Annotated in this window: 16 protein-coding genes; 13 read left to right on the forward strand and 3 right to left on the reverse strand. The window is 65.6% G+C overall.

Annotation, left to right across the window (positions count from 1 at the left end; genetic code table 11):
• The first annotated feature begins 614 nt into the window (after positions 1-614).
• The 6 genes from ACWCIA_RS22160 to ACWCIA_RS22185 all read left to right on the forward strand — a co-directional run bounded on the left by ACWCIA_RS22160 (position 615) and on the right by ACWCIA_RS22185 (position 9,372).
• The gene (locus ACWCIA_RS22160; protein ID WP_454166649.1) at positions 615-2,321 is read left to right on the forward strand and encodes a RecQ family ATP-dependent DNA helicase; all 1,707 of its coding nucleotides are present in this window, start codon (positions 615-617) and stop codon (positions 2,319-2,321) included.
• Positions 2,322-2,338: 17 nt separating this feature from the next.
• Positions 2,339-3,385: a ligase-associated DNA damage response exonuclease gene (locus ACWCIA_RS22165; RefSeq protein ID WP_454166650.1), complete on the forward strand. Its 1,047-nt coding sequence runs from the start codon at positions 2,339-2,341 to the stop codon at positions 3,383-3,385.
• Positions 3,378-5,012 carry an ATP-dependent DNA ligase gene (locus ACWCIA_RS22170; RefSeq protein ID WP_454166651.1) on the forward strand — a complete coding sequence of 545 codons (1,635 nt, stop codon included), beginning with the start codon at positions 3,378-3,380 and terminating at the stop codon, positions 5,010-5,012. Before ACWCIA_RS22165 ends, ACWCIA_RS22170 begins: the two co-directional genes overlap by 8 nt.
• Entirely contained in the window at positions 5,009-7,513 is a 2,505-nt protein-coding gene (locus ACWCIA_RS22175) for a ligase-associated DNA damage response DEXH box helicase (RefSeq protein WP_454166652.1), read from the forward strand. Before ACWCIA_RS22170 ends, ACWCIA_RS22175 begins: the two co-directional genes overlap by 4 nt.
• Complete coding sequence (gene pdeM / locus ACWCIA_RS22180; RefSeq protein ID WP_454166653.1) at positions 7,510-8,172, forward strand: ligase-associated DNA damage response endonuclease PdeM; 663 nt, start codon at positions 7,510-7,512, stop codon at positions 8,170-8,172. Before ACWCIA_RS22175 ends, pdeM begins: the two co-directional genes overlap by 4 nt.
• 81 nt (positions 8,173-8,253) lie before the next feature.
• Positions 8,254-9,372, forward strand: coding sequence for a glycine zipper 2TM domain-containing protein (locus ACWCIA_RS22185; RefSeq protein ID WP_454166654.1), 1,119 nt, complete (start codon positions 8,254-8,256; stop codon positions 9,370-9,372).
• Between the two features lie 272 nt (positions 9,373-9,644).
• On the opposite strand, the gene ACWCIA_RS22190 is transcribed toward ACWCIA_RS22185, so the two are convergent.
• The 3 genes from ACWCIA_RS22190 to ACWCIA_RS22200 all read right to left on the reverse strand — a co-directional run bounded on the left by ACWCIA_RS22190 (position 9,645) and on the right by ACWCIA_RS22200 (position 12,118).
• Positions 9,645-10,439 (reverse strand): Crp/Fnr family transcriptional regulator, encoded by a 795-nt coding sequence (locus ACWCIA_RS22190; RefSeq protein WP_454166663.1) that lies wholly within the window; start codon positions 10,437-10,439, stop codon positions 9,645-9,647.
• Positions 10,440-10,923: 484 nt separating this feature from the next.
• Positions 10,924-11,568: a response regulator gene (locus ACWCIA_RS22195; protein WP_056332929.1), complete on the reverse strand. Its 645-nt coding sequence runs from the start codon at positions 11,566-11,568 to the stop codon at positions 10,924-10,926.
• 82 nt (positions 11,569-11,650) lie between these two features.
• On the reverse strand, positions 11,651-12,118 hold the full coding sequence (locus ACWCIA_RS22200; RefSeq protein ID WP_454166655.1) for a universal stress protein: 468 nt from the start codon (positions 12,116-12,118) through the stop codon (positions 11,651-11,653).
• A gap of 411 nt (positions 12,119-12,529) precedes the next feature.
• Between ACWCIA_RS22200 and ACWCIA_RS22205 the strand changes: the two genes are divergently transcribed.
• The 7 genes from ACWCIA_RS22205 to asd all read left to right on the forward strand — a co-directional run bounded on the left by ACWCIA_RS22205 (position 12,530) and on the right by asd (position 19,962).
• Complete coding sequence (locus tag ACWCIA_RS22205; RefSeq protein WP_454166656.1) at positions 12,530-13,381, forward strand: protein phosphatase CheZ; 852 nt, start codon at positions 12,530-12,532, stop codon at positions 13,379-13,381.
• Positions 13,381-15,255, forward strand: coding sequence for a chemotaxis protein CheA (locus ACWCIA_RS22210; RefSeq protein WP_454166657.1), 1,875 nt, complete (start codon positions 13,381-13,383; stop codon positions 15,253-15,255). The genes ACWCIA_RS22205 and ACWCIA_RS22210 overlap by 1 nt, the downstream gene beginning before the upstream one ends.
• Before the next feature lie 229 nt (positions 15,256-15,484).
• On the forward strand, positions 15,485-16,885 hold the full coding sequence (gene leuC / locus ACWCIA_RS22215; protein WP_454166658.1) for a 3-isopropylmalate dehydratase large subunit: 1,401 nt from the start codon (positions 15,485-15,487) through the stop codon (positions 16,883-16,885).
• Between the two features lie 40 nt (positions 16,886-16,925).
• Positions 16,926-17,048: a lipoprotein gene (locus tag ACWCIA_RS22220; RefSeq protein WP_454166659.1), complete on the forward strand. Its 123-nt coding sequence runs from the start codon at positions 16,926-16,928 to the stop codon at positions 17,046-17,048.
• 30 nt (positions 17,049-17,078) lie between these two features.
• Entirely contained in the window at positions 17,079-17,726 is a 648-nt protein-coding gene (gene leuD, locus ACWCIA_RS22225) for a 3-isopropylmalate dehydratase small subunit (protein WP_454166660.1), read from the forward strand.
• Positions 17,727-17,738: 12 nt separating this feature from the next.
• Entirely contained in the window at positions 17,739-18,809 is a 1,071-nt protein-coding gene (gene leuB, locus ACWCIA_RS22230; RefSeq protein WP_454166661.1) for a 3-isopropylmalate dehydrogenase, read from the forward strand.
• 25 nt (positions 18,810-18,834) lie between these two features.
• The gene (asd, locus tag ACWCIA_RS22235) at positions 18,835-19,962 is read left to right on the forward strand and encodes an aspartate-semialdehyde dehydrogenase (RefSeq protein ID WP_454166662.1); all 1,128 of its coding nucleotides are present in this window, start codon (positions 18,835-18,837) and stop codon (positions 19,960-19,962) included.
• Positions 19,963-20,112 lie beyond the last annotated feature (150 nt).

Below are 20,112 nucleotides of genomic sequence, written 5' to 3' on the forward strand. Positions count from 1 at the left end.
ATTGGTGGCGTGAAAAAGGCGGTAGGGTGGACGGGTTTCCCGTCCACGCGTTCGACCAGTGCGGGAATATTGACAGCGCGATTGTTCATCGGATTGTTGAACGCGTGGACGGGGGAACCCGTCCACCCTACAGATTTGAGGCATAGAAAAAGCGCCGTGCCACTCCTGTGGTACGGCGCTTTCGTAATCGTGCGCGGCTGTAGACCGCGGCTTTGCTAAAATGGCGACATCAGGGCCGCATCGTGCGGCTAACTGGCGCCATCTTGTGCGACCTTAGTGAAACATCAATACAGCCGCGCCCTGCAGCGTATTCGTTTCATATACCAGCCAGGCGGCAGCGGCGGCCAGGGCCAGTTGGAGTGCGGTCAGGGTGGTAGGGATCGAGCGCATGATGTTCTCCGGTCTTCGTCTGTGTACGTTTCGTTTTTGCGTCTGTATGGTGCCATCTTAGGCCCGTCGCACATTGCGCAACATCGGCGGGAACTCCGCCGTTGTGTAGGAAAAGACCTTGCGACACTGTCTCAACGGCAGGAAGAGCCTAAAAGTAGGCCTCCTACGCCGGGTCTAGCGCGCGTCCTATAGCCGTGCTCGCTCGCGCTGACTACAGTGCGTGCATGACCCGACACGACCCCCAACTCCTCCACAACGGCCTCCTCGCGGTACGCCGCAATACCATACGCAAGCTGCTGCGCTCCGTGTTCGGCATCGAACGCCTGCGCGACGGGCAGCAGCGCGTGATCGACAGCATCCTGGACGGCAAGGACACGCTGGCGATCATGCCCACCGGCGGCGGCAAGTCGCTGTGTTACCAGATTCCGGCGCACATCCTGAAAGGCACGACGGTGGTCGTCTCGCCGCTCATCTCCCTCATGAAAGACCAGCTGGAAAAACTCGAGGAGCTGGGCATCCGTGCCTGCCAGGTCAACAGCAGCCTGAATGCCGAGGAGGAGCACGCGGCGCTCGACGCCATCGCGGCGGGAGAATGCGAAATCGTCTTCTGCACCCCGGAGCGCCTGGCGTCGCCGGATTTCCTGGCCGTGCTCAAGCAGGCGAACATCGTGCTGGTCGCCGTCGACGAGGCCCATTGCATTTCCCAATGGGGCCACGACTTCCGCCCGGCCTACATCGAAATGGCGGCCGCGATCGCCGCGCTGGGCCAGCCGCCGGTGCTGGCGCTGACCGCCACCGCGACCGACGAGGTCATCGACGACATCGGCCGCCAGCTGAACCGCTCGCGCCTGAACGTCATCAATACCGGCATCTACCGGCCCAACCTGCACTACAGCGTGGTGCAGGTGACCAATCCCGACCAGAAGTACGCCGAGGCGCGCCGCCTGGTAGCGGAAACGGAAGGCGTGGGCATCGTCTATGCGGCCACCGTCAAGGCCGCCGAGGAAATGCACCGCATCCTCGAGGAAGCGGGCGAATCGGTCACGCTGTATCACGGCAAACTGCCGGCCGCCGAACGGCGCGCCAACCAGGACCTGTTCATGAACGACGAGCGCCGCGTGATGGTGGCGACGAACGCCTTCGGCATGGGCATCGACAAGAGCGATACCCGCTTCGTCGTCCACCTGCAGATTCCGGCCAACCTCGAATCGTATTACCAGGAGTCGGGCCGGGCAGGGCGCGACGGCAAGGACGCCAGCTGCACCCTGCTGTTCCTGCAGGACGACAAGCGCCTCCAGCAGTTCTTCCTGGTGAAGCACTATCCGGACGCCGCCGAGATCCGCTCGGTCTTTGATGCCGCCTGCGAGCTGGCGGAATCGGGCACGGTCACGACCGAGCGCCTCGAAGAAAAGCTGGTCGACTTGAACGAAGCGAAGATCAAGGTCTGCCTCAAGCTGCTCAGGGACGCCAAGCTGGTGCGCCAGAACCGCAAGCTCGAATTCGTGGTCACCAGCGCCGAGCCGAAGGCGGCCACCTTCGAGGCCCTGGCCGAAGTCTATGTGCAGAAGCAGGACCACGACCGCGAATCGCTCGAGAAGATGGTGGGCTATGCCGTGAGCGGCTTCTGCCGTTGGAAGCTGATGCTCGACTACTTCGGCGACGAGGTCGAGGGCTTCGAGAAGTGCTGCAAGTGCGACAACTGCAAGAACCCGCCGGCGCTGGCGCTGGACGATATCGAGATCCGCGACGACGAGTTCGACCATACGCCCGAGCCGGAACCGGCCGGGCCGCATTTCGAGGTCGGCATGCAGGCGAAGGTGCCGAAGTACGGGGCAGGCGTGGTGACCAGCGTCGCGGGCGACCAGGTCGGCATCGACTTCCCGGACGGCGAGCATCGCAGCTTTATGGCAGACTTTGTAGAGCCAGCCTGAAGCTGGGAAAGGACCGTATGGCGGATATGGTGGTAGTGCGCAAGGAGGGGCTGTACTGCGTCCCTGGCGGGTTCTATATCGACCCCTGGCGTCCGGTGGAGCGCGCGGTGATCACGCACGCCCATGGCGACCATGCGCGCTACGGCCACGGCCGCTACCTCACCGCCGCCAGCGGCGTGCACGTGCTGCGTTCGCGCCTGGGCGACATCAACGTCGAGGGCCTCGAGTACGGCGCGACGACGGTGCACAACGGCGTCACCATCTCCCTGCACCCGGCCGGCCACGTGCTCGGCTCGGCCCAGGTGCGCATGGAATACCAGGGCGAAGTCTGGGTGGCCTCGGGCGACTACAAGATCGAACCCGATAAAACCTGCGCGCCCTTCGAGCCGGTGCGCTGCCATACCTTCATCACCGAGTCCACTTTCGGCCTGCCCATCTACCGCTGGGAGCCGGAGCAATCCATCTTCGACGACATGAACCGCTGGTGGCGCAAGAATGCGGAAGAGGGGCGCTGCAGCGTCGTCTTCGGCTATTCCTTCGGCAAGGCGCAGCGCATCCTGTCCGGGCTGGATCCGGCGATCGGGCCCATCGTCTGCCACGGCGCGGTCGAGCCCCTGAACCGAGTCTATCGCGAGGGCGGCATCCTGTTGCCGCCCACCCTGATGGTGAGCGATCTCGACAAGGCGGCTTTGAAACAGGCGATCGTGGTTGCGCCGCCGTCCGCCTCGGGCTCGCCCTGGATGAAGCGCTTCGGCGACTACAGCGACGCCTTTGCCAGCGGCTGGATGCAGCTGCGCGGCGCGCGCCGCCGGCGCGGCGTCGACCGCGGCTTCGTGCTGTCCGACCATGCCGACTGGCCGGGATTGATGTCGGCGATCGCCGCCACCGGCGCCGAGCGCATCATCGTCACCCACGGCTCGATTCCCGTGATGGTGAAATGGCTGTGCCAGCAGGGACTGGACGCGGCCGGCTTCGACACCGAATACGGCGACGACGATGACGATGTGGGCATCGCTCCGCAACCGGCTGAAGCCGTGGAGGCGAAGGAGGCGAGCGATGCGTGAGTTTGCCCGCCTGTTCGCCGAGCTCGACGAAACCACTGCCACCAACCGCAAGCTCGAAGCCCTGCAAGCCTATTTTTCCACCGCCGCGCCCGAGAACGCCGCCTGGGCCGTCTACTTCCTCGCCGGCGGCAAGCCGCGCCAGGCGGTGCCGACCAAGCTGCTGCGCCAGTACGCGATCGAATACGCGGTGCTCGACGAGTGGCTGTTCGACGAGTCTTACCACGCCGTCGGCGACATGGCCGAAACCATCGCCCACATCCTGCCGCCGCCGGAAAAGCGCAGCGACGTCGGCCTGGCCGAATGGATGACCGAGCGCATCGGCCCGCTGCGCGGCGCGGACCCGGCGGTGATCCGCGAAGCCCTGTTCAGCTACTGGAACGAGCTCGATACGCGCGAGCGCTTCCTGTTCTGCAAACTGATCGGCGGCGGCTTCCGGGTCGGCGTCTCGCGCCTGCTCGTCACGCGCGCCCTGGCCAACATCGCGGCCGTGGACAGCAAGCTGATCGCCCAGCGCCTGATGGGCTGGACCGACGGCAGCGTGCGCCCGACCGCCACCAAGTTCCTGCAGCTGATCGCGGCCCAGTCCGACGAGGAGCACAAGCTGCGCGGCGGCCAGCCCTATCCCTTCTTCCTCGCGCATCAACTGCAGGGCGACCCGGCGGCGCTGGGCGACTTGCACGACTGGCAGGTCGAGTGGAAGTACGACGGCATCCGCGCCCAGCTGGTGCGGCGCGGCGGCCAGAACTACCTGTGGTCGCGCGGCGAAGACCTGATCAGCGAGCGCTTCCCGGAACTGTGCAGCGTGCGCCTGCCCGAGGGGACGGTGGTCGACGGCGAGGTGCTGGTCTGGGATCACCTGAATGACGCGCCCGCGCCCTTCGCCGAACTGCAGCGCCGCATCGGACGCAAGACCTTGTCCAACAAGCTGTTGGCCGAGCTGCCGGCGGTGCTGGTCTGCTACGACCTGCTGGAACTCGACGGCGTCGACCTGCGTGCGCTGCCCCAGCACGAAAGGCGTGCGCTGCTCGAAACCCAGGTGGCCGCCTGCGACCAGCCGCAGCTGAAGATTTCGCCGCTGGTCCACGCCGATTCCTGGGAGGCGCTGGCTATGCTCCGCGCCGAGTCGCGGGCGCGCGGCGTCGAGGGCATGATGGTCAAGGCGAAGAGTGCGCAGTACGGCGTCGGCCGCACCAAGGACGTCGGCACCTGGTGGAAGTGGAAGATCGATCCCTACTCGGTCGACGCGGTGCTGATCTACGCCCAGGCCGGCCACGGCCGGCGCGCCTCGCTCTATACCGACTACACCTTTGCCGTGTGGGACGAGGAGGAGGGCGAGCGCCGCCTGGTGCCTTTCGCTAAGGCCTACTCCGGGCTGACCGATGCCGAGATCGCGCAGGTCGACAATGCGATCCGCAAGACGACCATCGAAAAATTCGGCCCGGTGCGTTCGGTGAAGCCGACGATGGTGTTCGAGATCGGTTTCGAGGGCATCGCGCTGTCCTCGCGCCACAAGGCGGGGATTGCGGTGCGCTTCCCGCGCATCCTGCGCCGGCGCGACGACAAGACGGTCGACGATGCCGATACCCTCGACACCCTGAAAGGCCTGCTGGCCGCCGCCGCGGCATGAGCAAAAGCGTGAGCAAGACTGTGAGCGCGGCCGTGAGCGGAACCTTGAACGGGCCGACGCCGACCGTCGTCAAGGACTGGTTCGCCGGGCGCGGCTGGAAGGTCTTCCCGTTTCAAAAAGAGGTGTGGAAAGCGGCCCTTGCCGGGCAGTCCGGGCTGCTGCATGCGAATACCGGCGCGGGCAAGACCTTCGCCGTCTGGTTCGCCGCCCTGCAACGCGGGGCGCTGGCGAAAGGACGCATGAGCGGCCTGCGCGTGCTGTGGATCACGCCGATGCGGGCGCTCGCGGCCGACACCCAGCGCGCGCTCGAAGAATCGGCAGCGCAGCTCGCGCCCAACTGGACCATCGGCGCCCGCACCGGCGACACCGGCTCGGCCGAGCGCGCGCGCCAGTCGCGCAGCTGGCCCACGGCGCTCGTCACCACGCCCGAGAGCCTGTCCCTGCTGCTGTCCCATGCGGCGGCGCAGGAGCAGTTCAAGCACCTCGACATGATCGTCATCGACGAATGGCACGAACTGATGGGCAGCAAGCGCGGGGTGCAGGTGCAGCTGGCGCTGGCGCGGCTGCGCGCATGGCTCCCGGAACTCGTCGTGTGGGGCGTGTCGGCGACGATGGGCGACCTGGACCTGGCGCGCAAGGTGCTGCTGGGAGATACGCCCGGGGTGCTCGTCGAGGGCAACACCAAGAAGGAAATCGTCGTCGACTCGCTGATCCCGAAGGACGTGTCGCGCTTTCCCTGGGGCGGCCACCTCGGCCTGCAGATGCTCAAACCCGTCATCGACGAGATCGAGCACTACGACGCGACCCTGGTGTTTACCAATACGCGCGCGCAGTCGGAGATCTGGTACCAGAACATCCTGGAAGCGCGGCCCGACTGGGCCGGCGTCATCGCGCTGCACCACGGTTCGCTCGCGCGCGAGGTGCGCGACTGGGTCGAGATGGGCCTCAAGAAGGGCGAGCTGAAGGCCGTGATCTGCACGGCCAGCCTCGATCTGGGCGTGGACTTCCTGCCGGTCGAGCGCGTGCTGCAGGTCGGCAGCGCGAAAGGCATCGCGCGCCTGCTGCAGCGGGCCGGGCGCAGCGGCCACGCGCCGGGGCGGGTGTCGCGCGTGACGCTGGTGCCCACCAACAGCCTGGAGATCCTGGAGGCGGCCGGCGCCAAGGTGGCGGTGGCCGAGCGCAAGATCGAGGGCCGCTATGTGCCCAACAAACCCTTCGACGTGCTGGTGCAGCACCTGGTGACGGTGGCGCTGGGCGGGGGCTTCCGCTCGGAGCAGCTGTTCGAGGAAGTGAAAAGCGCCTGGTCCTACCGCGCGTTGACCGAAGAGGAATGGCAGTGGGCGCTCGATTTCGTCGCGCGCGGCGGCCAGAGCCTGACCGTGTATCCGGAATACCGGCGCGTGCTGCCGGACGAGGAGGGCGTCTACCGGGTACCGGACGTGGCCATCGGCAGGCGGCACCGGATGGGCATCGGCACCATCGTCTCGGACGCGACGATCCAGGTGAAGTACATGGGCGGCGGGCGCATCGGCAGCATGGAGGAGTCCTTCATCTCGCGCCTGAAGCAGGGCGACCATTTCCTGTTCGGCGGGCGCATCCTCGAATTCGTCCGCGTGCACGAGATGACGGCCTTCGTGAAGCGCGCCACCGGCAACCGCGGGGCGATCGCCCGCTGGCAGGGCGCGAAGATGCCGATGTCGTCGGAACTGGCGCACGCCGCCCTCGAACAGCTGCGCCAGGCCGCCGAGGGCCGCTTCGTCGGGCCGGAGATGCAGGCGATCCGCCCGCTCATCGAGATCCAGCAGAAGTGGTCGGCGCTGCCCACGATCGACACCCTGGTGCTGGAATTGATGAAGAGCCGCGAGGGCTGGCACCTGTTCGTCTATCCCTTCGCGGGCCGCTCGGTGCACATGGGCCTCGCGTCCCTGTTCGCTTACCGCATCGGGCGCCGGCAGCCGATCACCTTCTCGATTGCGATCAACGATTACGGCTTCGAGCTGATGGCGCCGGAGCCGGTCGACTGGGAAGCGGAGTTCAAGGGCGCGACCGGGAGCGATGTGCCGCTGTTCGATACCGAGCGCCTGCTGGAGGACGTGCTCGAGAGCCTGAACGCGACCCAGCTGTCGCAGCAGCGCTTTCGCGAAGTAGCGCGCATCGCCGGGCTCGTATTCCAGGGCTATCCGGGCCAGCCGAAATCGAACCGCCAGGTGCAGGCTTCGTCCTCGCTGTTTTTCGAAGTCTTCCGCAAGCACGACGCCGGCAACCTCCTGCTGACGCAGGCGCAGCGCGAAGTGCTGGAGCAGGAGCTCGAGCTGACCCGCCTGCGCGACACCCTGCACGAACTGCATGCGCGTAAAATCGCCTACCGCGTGGTCAAGCGCGCCACGCCCTTCGGCTTTGCGCTGATGGTCGAGCGCTTCCGCGAAAAAGTCAGCACCGAAAAACTCAACGACCGCGTCGCGCGCATGCTGCGCGAACTGGAGAAGGCAGCGGAAGTATGACCGCGTCGACCGTGTATTGCGCCGTCCAGGTGGCGGGCGAACTGCTGCTGCTCCTGCCCGAAAAAGCGGTGTTCTGGCCGGCGCAAAAGATGCTGATCATTGCCGACATCCACTTCGGCAAGGCGGCTTCCTTCCGGGCCCTCGGGGTGCCGGTGCCGCGCGGGACCACCACCGAAAACCTGACCGGCCTCGACTTGCTGATCGAACGCCACGGGGCGCGCCATGTCGTCTTCCTCGGTGACTTCCTGCACGCGCGCGCCGCCCATGCCTCGAGCACCCAGCAGGCGATGCTGGCCTGGCGCCGGTCGCGGCTTGATGTGCGCCTGACCCTGGTGCGCGGCAATCACGACAAGCATGCGGGCGACCCGGCGGCAAGCCTCGGCATCGAACTGGTGGACGAGCCGCATGCCGTCGGGCCGTTCGCCTTCTGCCACCATCCCGACCTCGACACCGCAGGCTACGCGCTGGCCGGCCACGTGCACCCGGCCTGGGTGCTGGCGACGCGCTTCGATTCGCTGCGCCTGCCGTGCTTCGTGGTCGGCACCGGGCGCATGATCCTGCCTTCCTTCGGTTCCTTCACCGGCGGCCACGTGGTCCAGCGCGAGCCGGGCGACACCATCTTCGTCACCTCCGGCGAGGCCGTGCACAGCGTTCGTTAGCGTACTGATGTCGCCAGGGCACTGGCGTACCTTCCAGATATCGCAGAACAATTGTTCGGCCCACGATCGAGGAGACCCACCATGACACTTCGCCACACCCTGTGTGCGACGCCGCTGTTGCTCACCTTGGCTGCAGTGCTGCCGCTGTCGGCGCTGACGCTGGCGCCGATTCCTGCCCATGCCCAGCAATATGCGCGCGACAGCCTTCCCACGCCTGCCATCCGCGGCTTCAACGTTAACGAGGTGCGGCGCCTGGCGCCCGGTGTCGAGCTGCATTTCGACCTCTACGGCACGCCGGGCGGCAACGCGACCCTGCGCATCGACGGCGCCACCCGCAACGTTTATATGTCGGAAACCGAGCCGGGCCAGTATGTCGGCAGCTACACGATCGGCAACCGCGACCGCATCACGAATGCCAGCGGCGTCACGGCCAACCTGCGCCTCGGCAACCGCGTTGCCACCAGCGTGCTCGCCGAATCGGTGGTGCGCGACGGCGCTCCGCGCGCGAACCGCCGCGGCGACCTGGCGACGGTGCCCCGCATCGAGCGCTTCGAGGTACGCGGCAGCGAGGAGCTGGCGCCGGGCAACGACATCGGCTTCACGGTCTTCGGCACGCCGGGCGCGCGCGTCGAGCTGACGATGGCCGGTGCGCGCGGCGTCTTCTTCCTGCCGGAAGTGCGTCCCGGCGAATACGCGGCCGACTACACGATCCGCCGCGACGACCGGCTCAGCCCGGACGCGCGGGTGACGGCGACGATCCGCGCCAACGGCCGCTACACGACCCAGGTGCTGGGCCGCCCGCTGCTGGCAGGCACCGCGCCACGCCCGATCGCCACCAGCGCGCCGCGTACGGCCCGCTATTGCACCAACTGCGCGACGGTGGAAGCCGTGAACGTGGTGGAAGTGAGCGGGGAGGGCAACTACCTCGGCACGGTGGGCGGCGCGGTCGTCGGCGGCCTGCTCGGCAGCCAGGTCGGCAGCGGCAGCGGACGCACTGCGGCCACGGTCGCGGGCGCGGTCGGCGGCGGGGTGGTCGGACGCAACATCGAACGCAACGCCCGCCGCAGCCAGCGCTATGAAGTCGTCGTGCGCTATTCGGGGAACGGAGCGACGCAGACGCTGCAGTTCGACAACGACCCGGGCTTCCGCGCGGGGGATGCGGTGCGGGTGAATAATGGGGTGTTGTCGCGGGACGAATAACGTAGCGATCCTGCCGACAAGGTTTCACCATCTGCAGACAACAACGTATCCGCGAGCATGAATGGTGAGGGAGGACGTAGGGTGGGCGGGGAACCCGCCCGGTGAACCCGTCATTGAGACCATTGGCCTCAATGACCCCTACGTCCCTTGCGTCTCGCTTTTCGAATGATCGGCGCGCCAAATTATTACGGCTCCGACATGGCGGTTCTTGTTGAAACCGTCACGGTCGGAGCCGTTTGTCCTTGCCGGGATCAACCCGGCCATACCGCAACTTACACCGTCGCCAGCACCTGGTCGCCGCCGGCCGCATCCAGCTCGGCCTTCTTGGCGCCGGCACCCTTGGTGCGCGAGCGCGAGGGTGGCAGGCGGCGCAGGGTCTTGAGCGCTTCGGCGTCCTTGATGCCGATGGTGCGCTGGTCGACCGTGATCAGCCCGATTTCGTTAAAGGCCGACAGGGTGCGGCTCACCGTTTCCAGCGTCAGGCCCAGGTAGCTGCCGATCTCGTGGCGCGTCATGCGCAGGTTGAACAGCTTGCTCGAGTAGCCCATCGCGGCGAAACGGTCGGCCAGCGAGACCAGGAAGCGGGCCACGCGTGCCTCGGCCGACAGGGCGCCGAGCATGCCGATCATGGCCTGTTCGCGCACCAGTTCGCGGCTCATGACGCCGTACATCAGGTTTTCCAGTTCCATGTGCACGCGGCCGAGGGCGGTCAGCTTCTTGAACGGCAGCAGGATCAGGTCGCAGTCGGACAGCGCGACCGCCTCCGATGCGTAGTGGCGGGTGTGGATGCCGTCGACGCCGAGCATGTCGCCCTTCATCGGGAAGCTCAGGACCTGCTCGTTGCCGAACTCGTCGATCAGCACCGTTTTCAGGAAGCCGGAATTGACGATGTACAGGGTGTCGAAAGCCTGGCCGATGGTGTGCACGCGCTGGCCCGTCTTGAACTGGACGTGCTGGAACAGCAACTCTTCGGAATTGACCGAGACGGCGGCCGGGATGTGCAGCAGGTCGCAGACTTCTTTCAGGTTGGACCACAGGCGGCCCTGGCGTTGGCGGCCCGCTTCCATCGGGGTGGAATGCATGGTCGAGCTGGCGTTGCGTTGATCTGGCGTTTGCTGGGACTGCATGCTTTTCTCCAGTGAAGAATTCGAGCAGGTGCGGTTTCAGTGGGGAACCGCTACCGGGTGCTTCAATAGGATTCATCAAGCGGCAGGCTTGGCTTACGGAGAAAAATTAGATCGCAAGCAAGTCGATACGCTGGAATTCAGTATGCCAACACGAGTTCGGCATTGGTATCAGCAATGGCTGAATGTATCGGTAGGAGGGCTGTCAGGAGTGTAGGAATAATCTTACTACTACGGGGCGTCTTCGAGGGAGGCTATGGGACTATCTTATCCCGCTTGCACGCCGGCGCACCGGGCGGTGCGTGGCGGGTATGGCACAAACTATGCAATTGCGATGTCAAACATCTTTGAATCCTTGCGTCGGGCCTGGCCACGTTCCCGGTATCGGGTCTGCTGGACCAGGCCTTTCGCAGCCAGGCCGAACGCCTCAGGCCTTCAGCGGCGCCAGCAGGCGGTGCGCGACCGCGTACTGGACCATTTCCGACAGCGAGGTCATGCCCATCTTCTGCATGATGCGGGTCTTGTGGGTGCTGACCGTCTTCACCGACAGGTGCAGGTTGTTGGCGATCTCGGTAATCGACTTGCCGCCGACTAGTAGCGAAAACACCTCGAATTCACGGTCCGACAGTTGCTTATGCAGCAATTGTTCGTTGGGCGCCATAATGTTCAGCGCCAGTTGCTCGGCCACTTCGGTGCTGATGTAGGGGCGGCCCGAAGCCACCTTGCGGATCGCGCCCACCAGCTGAGTGCCCGCGCTTTCCTTCGTGAGGTAACCCTGGGCGCCGGCGCGGATGGCGCGCACCGCGTATTGCTCCTCCTCGTGCATGGTGAGGATGAGGATGGCCAGCTTGGGCGCCTCGCTGCGCACCTGGCGGATCAGGTCGACCCCGCTGCGCCCGGGCATCGACAGGTCCAGCAGCAGCAGGTCGAAGCCGCCCTGGCGCACGAGGGACAGCACCTCGAAGCCGTTGGTGGCTTCGCCGACGATCTCGACGTCGAGCGCACCGTCCAGGATGCGCTTGAGGCCCTCGCGCATGATCGTGTGGTCATCCGCAATGACGATTCTTATCATAGATGCGTTCCCCCTGGCGCCGCGGCCTGCCGCAGCGTCTATATATAGATGCACGCCGCGCGCGGCGTGCCGGCACCGGGCGTTACGACTCGACCGGCTCGTTGATCAGGCGGTGCACCAGCACCGGCCTGGTCGTATGCGACAACACTTTGTTCGTGACGCTGCCCAGCAGGATCTGGCCCCAGCCGCTGCGTCCGTGCGAACCCATGAAGATCAGGTCGCAGCCCTGCTGCTCGGCGACGTCGACGATCTTGAGGGCCGTCGCGTCGGAAAACGCCGTCATGCAGCTGTGCGCGAGCCCGGCCTTTTCGCAGGAACGCATGATGCGGCCCATGTGGTCTTCGCCGGTACGCTTCATCTGTTCGACGTATTCCTCCTCGCTCGGATACGAGGGCGGGATGATTTCGACATACACGGGGTACTGGTACTCGGGTGCGACAAACAGGGCCAGCACCTCGGCTCCCATCTGCTGGGCGAACTTGACGCCGGCGCAGGCCGTGTGCTGGGACACGAGCGAACCGTCGGTGGTGATCAGGATTTTCCGGTACATGATGAGTCCTCCGAAATGCCACGCTATTGTGGCCCTGGCGAGCGAGCTGTTGCTTGTGATAGCGCAAGCTGTTGACTTTGGTCAAACATGAGCTTGCCTCCAGCAAACCGGGCCCCACGAACGTGATAAAAACGATGCACAATCGACGCGACTGTAAAACAACACCTGGCTTGTGAAAATAATCAGGAACCGCACGGTTTTATTGTCGCGGAATTAAGTTTCGTTGTCCATTTCGACGTACTGCCTTTTCCGACATTTACCTACGGCAACTACGCTGCTACACTCGCTGAATCATTTTTGGGCTTCCAACGACCCGCAAAACGCGCGTGGAAGTCCGTTATCCACCGGACCGAAACACGTAACAATCGCACGCAACAATTGCGACATTCTTAATATGGAGAAGCAGGGATTATGACCGACGCCGCCGACGATTTCGACGCCTTATTCGAGGAAGTGGCAGCCCAGCGCGCCAGTGCGCCGGCCCCTGCGGCGCCTGCTGCCGCACCGGCGGCTGCGCCTGTCGCCATGTCCGACGAGGACGACCTGGAAGCCCTGTTCGACCAGGTCGCATCGAGCCAGGCCGCTGCCCCGGCGGCCGTTGCAGCCACCGCGGCCACGACCGCCGCGCCTGCCGCCGACGCAGCCGAAGGCGAGGGCGACAAGAACATGTACGAACGCCTCGGCGGCATCGTGCGCCTGCTGCACGACTCGCTGCGCGAACTCGGCTACGACCGCGCGCTGACCGAGGCCTCGTCGCAGATCAACGACGCCCAGGACCGCCTGGAATACGTCGCCACCCTGACAGAGCAGGCCGCCAACAAGGTGCTCAACACCCTCGACGAAGGCATGCCGGCCCAGGACAAGCTGTCGAAGCAGGCCCAGGACATGTCGGGCCGCTGGGACGCACTGTTCTCGGGCAAGCTCAGCCTGGACGAATTCAAGGCCCTCGCCGGCGACTCGCGCCAGTTCGCCCAGGCCGTGTCGGACGCGACCGAAGCCGAAAAGGCGCGCCTGCTGGAAATCATGATGGCCCAGGACTTCCAGGACATCACCGGCCAGCTGATCAAGAAAGTGGTCGGAATCACCAAGACCGTGGAAAACGAGCTGGCCCAGCTGCTGCGCGACAACGCGCCGCCCGAGACGCGCGCCAAGCTGGCCGAAAAGGAAGCTGCCCCCGTGCAGCTGATGTCCGGTCCGTCGATGCCGTCGGCGGCGCTGGACCAGGACAATGTCGACGACCTTCTTGCCGATCTGGGATTCTAATGGACGATATGCTCAAGGACTTCGTCGTCGAGGCGATGGATCTGGCAGTCAATGTTGAAGAGCACCTCCTGCGCCTCGAACGCGATCCGGACAACAAGGAAACGCTGAACGCGGTCTTCCGTTCCTTCCACACGATCAAGGGCGGCGCCGGCTTCATGGGCCTGCCCGCGCTGGTCGCGGCCTGCCACCTGACCGAAAACCTGTTCGACGCGCTGCGCACCGGCGCCGCGCCCGTCACCCCGCTGTCGATCGAGGCGGCGCTGCAGGCATCGGGCTTCGTGGCCGACCAGTTGAACGACCTGAACAACGGCACCGCGCCGGAACAGCTCGCGCCGATGCCGCAGGACCTGGAACGCATCCTGATGGACGCGATCGAAGGCAAGGCCGAGGCCGCTCCGGCGCCCGTGGCTGCCGCTCCGGCTGCTGCCGCGCCCGCTCCGGCTGCCCCGGCCCCGGTTGCCGCCGCTGCAGCAGGCGACGATGGCCTCGACTGGCCTGCCATGTACAACGCCGTCGTGCCGGCCAGCGCCGCGATTCCGGCCGCCGCCGTATCGGCAGCGCCGGTCCAGGCCGCCGCTGAAGCACCTGCCGCCGTGCACACCGAGGCTGCCCCGGCCGCACCGGCCGCCAAGGCCGGCTGGGACGGTGTCGACCGCCGCAGCAACAGCAGCGCCGTCGCCGCCGCGCCTGCCAAGGACGAAAGCATCCGTATCGACGCGGTCAAGCTCGACGCGCTGCTGGAAGTGGCCGGCGAATCGGTGCAGGCCGCCAATCAGGCCGCCGTGCTGCTCGAACGCCTGGCGCAGTTCAAGTTCGAAGGGCAGGCCGCCACCCTGATGGCCACGCTCACCGAAACCCTGGAACGTGCTTCGCGCTACTCGGCCGAACTGCAGCGCGCTACGCTGGCGACCCGCATGCAGCCGGTCGGCCGCCTGTTCCAGAAATTCCCGCGCCTGGTGCGCGAGCTGGCGAAGGACCTCGGCAAGGACGTCGAGCTGACCATCGAAGGCGCCGAGACCGAAGTCGACCGCGTCGTCGTCGACAGCCTGTACGACCCGCTGGTGCACATGCTGCGCAACGCGCTCGACCACGGCGTCGAGTCGCCGCAGGAGCGCGTCGCCGCAGGCAAGCCCGCCAAGGCCTTCATCCTGCTGAAAGCCTGGCAGGAAGCCAACAGCGTCATGATCGTGCTGCAGGACGACGGCAAGGGCATGGACCCCGTCAAGCTGCGCCGCAAGGCCATCGACAAGGGTCTGATCGGCGAGAACGGCGCCCAGACCGACGAAGACGCGTATCAGCTGGTGTTCCTGCCGGGCTTCTCGACCAAGGAAGTGGCCTCGTCGGTGTCGGGCCGCGGCGTCGGCATGGACGTGGTCAAGACGGCGGTGGAGAAGAACCGCGGCGCGATCCGCATCGATTCCTCGCTCGGCCATGGCACCAAGTTCGCGATCCGCCTGCCGATCGAACTGTCGATCGTGCCGACGATGCTGGTCTCGACCTCGGGCGCCTCGCTGGCGCTGCCGATGGCCGTGGTCGAGCGCGTGGTCGAACTGCCGGAAACCTTCTCGCAGGTCGGCGGCGCCCCGGTGCTGAAGGACCAGGGCCGTCCGCTGCCGGTGCGCTCGCTGGCCGGTGCGCTCGGCTATGAAGAAGCGCCGGAACGCGTCGGCATCGTCATCAACGCGCCGCAGCCCTACATCCTCGCGGTGGAAGCGGTCGACGGCACGGCCGACCTGGTGATCAAGCCGATGACGGCGCTGACTGTCGAAGGCGTGACCGGCACGGCGCGCTCGGCCGAAGGGGAGCTGGTGCTGGTGGTGGGCCTGTCCTTCCTGATGGACGGCTGCCGCAGCACGGTGCGCATGGCCGCATAAAACGCACTTTTTCGGTGAAAAGGGCTAAATATCGCCCTTGCAACAAAAGCCTGCGCTTTCCGAGCGCAGGCTTTTTTTATTTGCACTGCGCCCTCAGCGTGCAAATTATGTTTGCATAGGCTGGCATTTATTGGCAGAAATGTGCAAAATGGCCTTACTTCTGCCGCAGTGCACAATTATGGCATAATCAAAAGCGCCCTGTTCAAGAGGCCGTTCCACGGGATACTTCATGTTAAAGACGCTCTACGACAAACTTTGGGAATCGCACGTCGTGCGTGCCGACGCTGACGGCACCACTGTGCTCTACATCGACCGCCACCTGGTCCATGAAGTGACCAGCCCGCAAGCCTTCGACGGCCTGCGCGAAGCCCATCGCCCCCTGTGGCGCACCTCGGCCAACCTGGCCGTGGCCGACCACAACGTGCCGACCACCGACCGCCGCGAAGGCATCGCGGACCCGACCTCGCGCCTGCAGGTCGAGACGCTCGACGCCAACGCCAAGAGCTTCGGCCTCACCTATTTCAACATGAACGACCGCCGCCAGGGCATCGTCCACGTGATCGGGCCGGAGCAGGGCGCGACCCTGCCGGGCATGACGGTTGTTTGCGGCGACTCGCACACGTCCACCCACGGCGCCTTCGGCTGCCTGGCGCACGGCATCGGCACCTCGGAAGTCGAGCACGTGCTGGCGACCCAGACCCTGCTGGCCAAGAAATCGAAGGCCATGCTGGTGCAGGTCGAGGGCGCGCTGCCGCCGGGCGTGACCGCGAAGGACATCGTGCTGGCCGTGATCGGCAAGATCGGCACCGCAGGCGGTACCGGCTACGCCATCGAATTCGGCGGCTCGACCATCCGCGCGCTGTCGATGGAAGGCCGCATGACGGTCTGTAACATGGCGATCGAAGCAGGCGCGCGCGCCGGCATGATCGCGGTGGACCAGACCACGATCGACTACGTCAAGGATCGTCCGTTCTCGCCCAAGGGCGAGCAGTGGGAGCAGGCCGTGGCCTACTGGCGCACGCTGCACACCGATTCAGGCGCGCAGTTCGATACCGTCGTGACCCTGGACGCGTCGCAGATCCGTCCGCAGGTCACCTGGGGCACCTCGCCCGAGATGGTGACCTCGATCGACGGCCGCGTGCCCGATCCGGGACTCGAGCAGGACGCGGTGCGCCGCGACGCCATCGAAAAGGCCCTGGCCTACATGGCCCTGGCGCCGAACACCCCGATCGAAGACATCGCCATCGACAAGGTCTTCATCGGCTCGTGCACGAATTCGCGCATCGAAGACCTGCGCGCGGCCGCCGAGGTCGTGCGTGGCCGCCAGCGAGCCGCCAACGTCAAGCTGGCACTGGTGGTGCCGGGCTCGGGCCTGGTGAAAGAACAGGCCGAGCGCGAAGGGCTGGACCAGGTCTTCAAGGCCGCAGGCTTCGAGTGGCGCGAGCCGGGCTGCTCGATGTGCCTGGCGATGAACGCCGACCGCCTCGAGCCGGGCGAGCGCTGCGCCTCGACCTCGAACCGCAACTTCGAAGGGCGGCAAGGGCAGGGCGGACGCACCCACCTGGTCTCGCCCGCGATGGCGGCGGCGGCCGGTATCGCCGGCCACTTCGTCGACGTGCGCGCATTCTAAGCAACTGAATTTTTACACAACAAGTACCAAGAGACCCATCATGAAAAAAGCATTCGTCCTCACCCTCGTCGCCATCGTCCTCACCGGCTGCAACACCATCTCCGGCATCGGCCGCGACGTGCAGAAGGTCGGCCAGGTCGTGACCGGCGCCGGCGGCCGCTAAGCGGTCCGCGCAGCGAAGGAAGGCGACGACATGGACAAATTCACCGTACGCGAAGGGCTGGTCGCACCGCTCGACCGCGCCAACGTCGATACCGACGCGATCATCCCGAAGCAGTTCCTGAAATCGATCCGGCGCACCGGCTTCGGTCCCAACCTGTTCGACGAATGGCGCTACCTCGACCACGGCGAGCCGGGCCAGGACTGCGCGAACCGCCCGGTCAACCCGGACTTCGTGCTGAACCAGCCGCGCTATGCGGGCGCCTCGATCCTGCTGACCCGGAAGAACTTCGGCTGCGGTTCCTCGCGCGAGCACGCCCCCTGGGCGCTGCAGCAGTACGGCTTCCGCGCCATCGTCGCGCCGAGCTTCGCCGACATCTTCTTCAATAACTGCTACAAGAGCGGGCTGCTGCCGATCGTGCTGACCGAAGCGCAGATCGACCAGCTCTTCAATGAGGTGAAGGCCTCTGTCGGGTTCAAGTTGACTGTGGATCTCGAGAACCAGGTACTGCGCACAGCGGACGGACGCATCGTATTCGAATTCGCGATCGACGACTTCCGCAAGTACTGCCTGCTCAACGGCCTGGACGACATCGGGCTGACCCTGCGTCACGCCGACGAGATCCGCGCCTTCGAAGAGCGTCACCTTGCCCGCCAGCCCTGGCTGGCCAACGTCATCTAAAAAGAAAAACACATGAAGATTGCCATCCTGCCGGGCGACGGCATCGGTCCTGAGATCATGGCGCAAGCCGTGCGCGTGCTGGAAGCGCTGGGCGAATCCTTCGAGATGGAGCGCGCGGATGTCGGCGGCGCCGGCTATGCCGCCCACGGCCATCCGCTGCCGGAAGCGACCCTGAAACTGGCCAAGGAAGCCGATGCGGTGCTGTTCGGCGCCGTCGGCGACTACCAATACGACAAGCTCGAGCGCGCCCTGCGCCCGGAGCAGGCGATTCTCGGCCTGCGCAAGGAGTTGGGCCTGTTCGCCAACCTGCGTCCCGCGATCCTGTATCCGGAACTGGCCGGCGCCTCGACCCTGAAGCCCGAGGTCGTGTCGGGCCTGGACATCCTGATCATCCGCGAACTGACCGGCGACATCTATTTCGGCAAGCCGCGCGGCGTGCGCGAATGCCCGGACGGTCCCTTCAAGGGCCAGCGCGAAGGCTTCGACACGATGCGCTATGCCGAAGGCGAAATCCGCCGCATCGCGCACGTGGCCTTCCAGGCGGCGCAGAAGCGCGACCGTCGCGTGACCAGCGTCGACAAGGCCAACGTGCTGGAGACCTTCCAGTTCTGGCGCGACATCGTCACCGACGTGCACAAGGAATATCCGGACGTCGCGCTCGAACACATGTACGTCGATAACGCGGCGATGCAGCTGGTGCGCGCGCCGAAGAAGTTCGACGTCATCGTCACCGGCAACATGTTCGGCGACATCCTGTCGGATGCGGCCGCGATGCTGACCGGCTCGATCGGCATGCTGCCCTCGGCCTCGCTCGACGCGAACAACAAGGGTTTGTATGAACCTTCGCACGGCTCGGCGCCCGACATCGCGGGGCAGGGTATCGCGAATCCGCTGGCGACCATCCTGTCCGCCGCGATGATGCTGCGCTTCTCGCTCGGCAAGGCCGAGCAGGCCGACCGCATCGACACCGCCGTCAAGCGCGTTCTCCAGCAAGGTTTGCGCACAGCGGATATATTCGAGGATGGTACGCAGCGTGTAAGTACGGAACAAATGGGCGACGCGGTGGTGCGGGCGCTCGGGTAATCGATACAAAACAACGGGGAATACAATGAAATTGGTTGGACTGGTAGGTTGGCGCGGCATGGTGGGTTCGGTCCTGATGCAGCGCATGCAGGACGAGGGCGATTTCGACCACATCGAGCCGGTGTTCTTCACCACCTCGAATGCGGGCGGTGCCGCCCCGAAAATGGCGAAGAACGAGACCACTTTGAAGAGCGCGTTCGATATCGCCGAGCTGTCGAAATGCGAGATCATCATCTCCTGCCAGGGCGGCGACTACACGTCGGACGTGTTCCCGCAACTGCGCGCCAGCGGCTGGAACGGCTACTGGATCGACGCCGCCTCGACCCTGCGCATGAACGACGACGCCGTCATCGTGCTCGACCCGGTCAACCTTGACGTGATCAAGAACGCGCTCTCGCGCGGCGTGAAGAACTACGTCGGCGGCAACTGCACGGTGTCGTGCATGCTGATGGGCCTGGGCGGCCTGTTCCAGCAAGGCCTGGTCGAGTGGATGACTTCCATGACCTACCAGGCGGCATCGGGCGGCGGCGCCCAGCACATGCGCGAGCTGCTGACCCAGTTCGGCACCATCAACGGCGCGGTCAAGCCGCTGCTCGACGACCCGGCCTCGGCCATCCTCGAGATCGACCGCACGGTGCTGGCGACCCAGCATGGTCTCTCCGCCGACGAAACGAAGCAGTTCGGCGTGCCGCTCGCCGGCAACCTGATCCCGTGGATCGACAAGGACCTGGGCAACGGCCAGTCGAAGGAAGAGTGGAAGGCCGGCGCCGAGACCAACAAGATCCTCGGCCGCGGCGAAGGCTTCGGTACCAGCGCCATCCCGGTGGACGGACTGTGCGTGCGCATCGGCGCGATGCGCTGCCACTCGCAGGCGCTGACCATCAAGCTGACGAAGGACGTGCCGCTCGACGAGATCACCGACATGCTTGCGTCGCACAACCAGTGGGCGAAGGTGGTGCCGAACACCCGCGAAGCCTCGATGCGCGACCTGTCGCCGGCGGCGGTGACGGGCAGCCTCACCATCCCGGTCGGCCGCCTGCGCAAGATGTCGATGGGGCCGGATTACCTGTCGGCCTTCACCGTCGGCGACCAGCTGCTGTGGGGCGCCGCCGAGCCGCTGCGCCGCATGCTGCGGATCGTGCTGGAGAAGTAAGAAAAGACGCCGCAAGAACTGCGGCGTTTTTTTTGTAGGGTGGAGTCCCGACTCCACGCGGTACGGCATATGATCAGTGGTCGGCTCAACATTTCGACCGACCCACCGTGCGTAACGCATGGAGTTGTCGTTGAGGCCCCCGGCCTCAAC

The sequence above is a fragment of the Massilia sp. SYSU DXS3249 genome, from assembly GCF_053668055.1.

Excerpts from the sequence above, each read along its gene's own strand:
- ACWCIA_RS22210 (WP_454166657.1), top strand. The coding sequence starts at position 13,381 with ATGGACGATATGCTCAAGGACTTCGTCGTCGAGGCGATGGATCTGGCA.
- ACWCIA_RS22200 (WP_454166655.1), bottom strand. The coding sequence starts at position 12,118 with ATGTACCGGAAAATCCTGATCACCACCGACGGTTCGCTCGTGTCCCAG.
- ACWCIA_RS22190 (WP_454166663.1), bottom strand. The coding sequence starts at position 10,439 with ATGGAAGCGGGCCGCCAACGCCAGGGCCGCCTGTGGTCCAACCTGAAA.
- ACWCIA_RS22165 (WP_454166650.1), top strand. The coding sequence starts at position 2,339 with ATGGCGGATATGGTGGTAGTGCGCAAGGAGGGGCTGTACTGCGTCCCT.
- leuC (WP_454166658.1), top strand. The coding sequence starts at position 15,485 with ATGTTAAAGACGCTCTACGACAAACTTTGGGAATCGCACGTCGTGCGT.
- ACWCIA_RS22175 (WP_454166652.1), top strand. The coding sequence starts at position 5,009 with ATGAGCAAAAGCGTGAGCAAGACTGTGAGCGCGGCCGTGAGCGGAACC.
- leuB (WP_454166661.1), top strand. The coding sequence starts at position 17,739 with ATGAAGATTGCCATCCTGCCGGGCGACGGCATCGGTCCTGAGATCATG.
- pdeM (WP_454166653.1), top strand. The coding sequence starts at position 7,510 with ATGACCGCGTCGACCGTGTATTGCGCCGTCCAGGTGGCGGGCGAACTG.
- ACWCIA_RS22220 (WP_454166659.1), top strand. The coding sequence starts at position 16,926 with ATGAAAAAAGCATTCGTCCTCACCCTCGTCGCCATCGTCCTCACCGGC.
- ACWCIA_RS22195 (WP_056332929.1), bottom strand. The coding sequence starts at position 11,568 with ATGATAAGAATCGTCATTGCGGATGACCACACGATCATGCGCGAGGGC.
- ACWCIA_RS22185 (WP_454166654.1), top strand. The coding sequence starts at position 8,254 with ATGACACTTCGCCACACCCTGTGTGCGACGCCGCTGTTGCTCACCTTG.
- leuD (WP_454166660.1), top strand. The coding sequence starts at position 17,079 with ATGGACAAATTCACCGTACGCGAAGGGCTGGTCGCACCGCTCGACCGC.
- ACWCIA_RS22170 (WP_454166651.1), top strand. The coding sequence starts at position 3,378 with ATGCGTGAGTTTGCCCGCCTGTTCGCCGAGCTCGACGAAACCACTGCC.
- ACWCIA_RS22160 (WP_454166649.1), top strand. The coding sequence starts at position 615 with ATGACCCGACACGACCCCCAACTCCTCCACAACGGCCTCCTCGCGGTA.
- asd (WP_454166662.1), top strand. The coding sequence starts at position 18,835 with ATGAAATTGGTTGGACTGGTAGGTTGGCGCGGCATGGTGGGTTCGGTC.
- ACWCIA_RS22205 (WP_454166656.1), top strand. The coding sequence starts at position 12,530 with ATGACCGACGCCGCCGACGATTTCGACGCCTTATTCGAGGAAGTGGCA.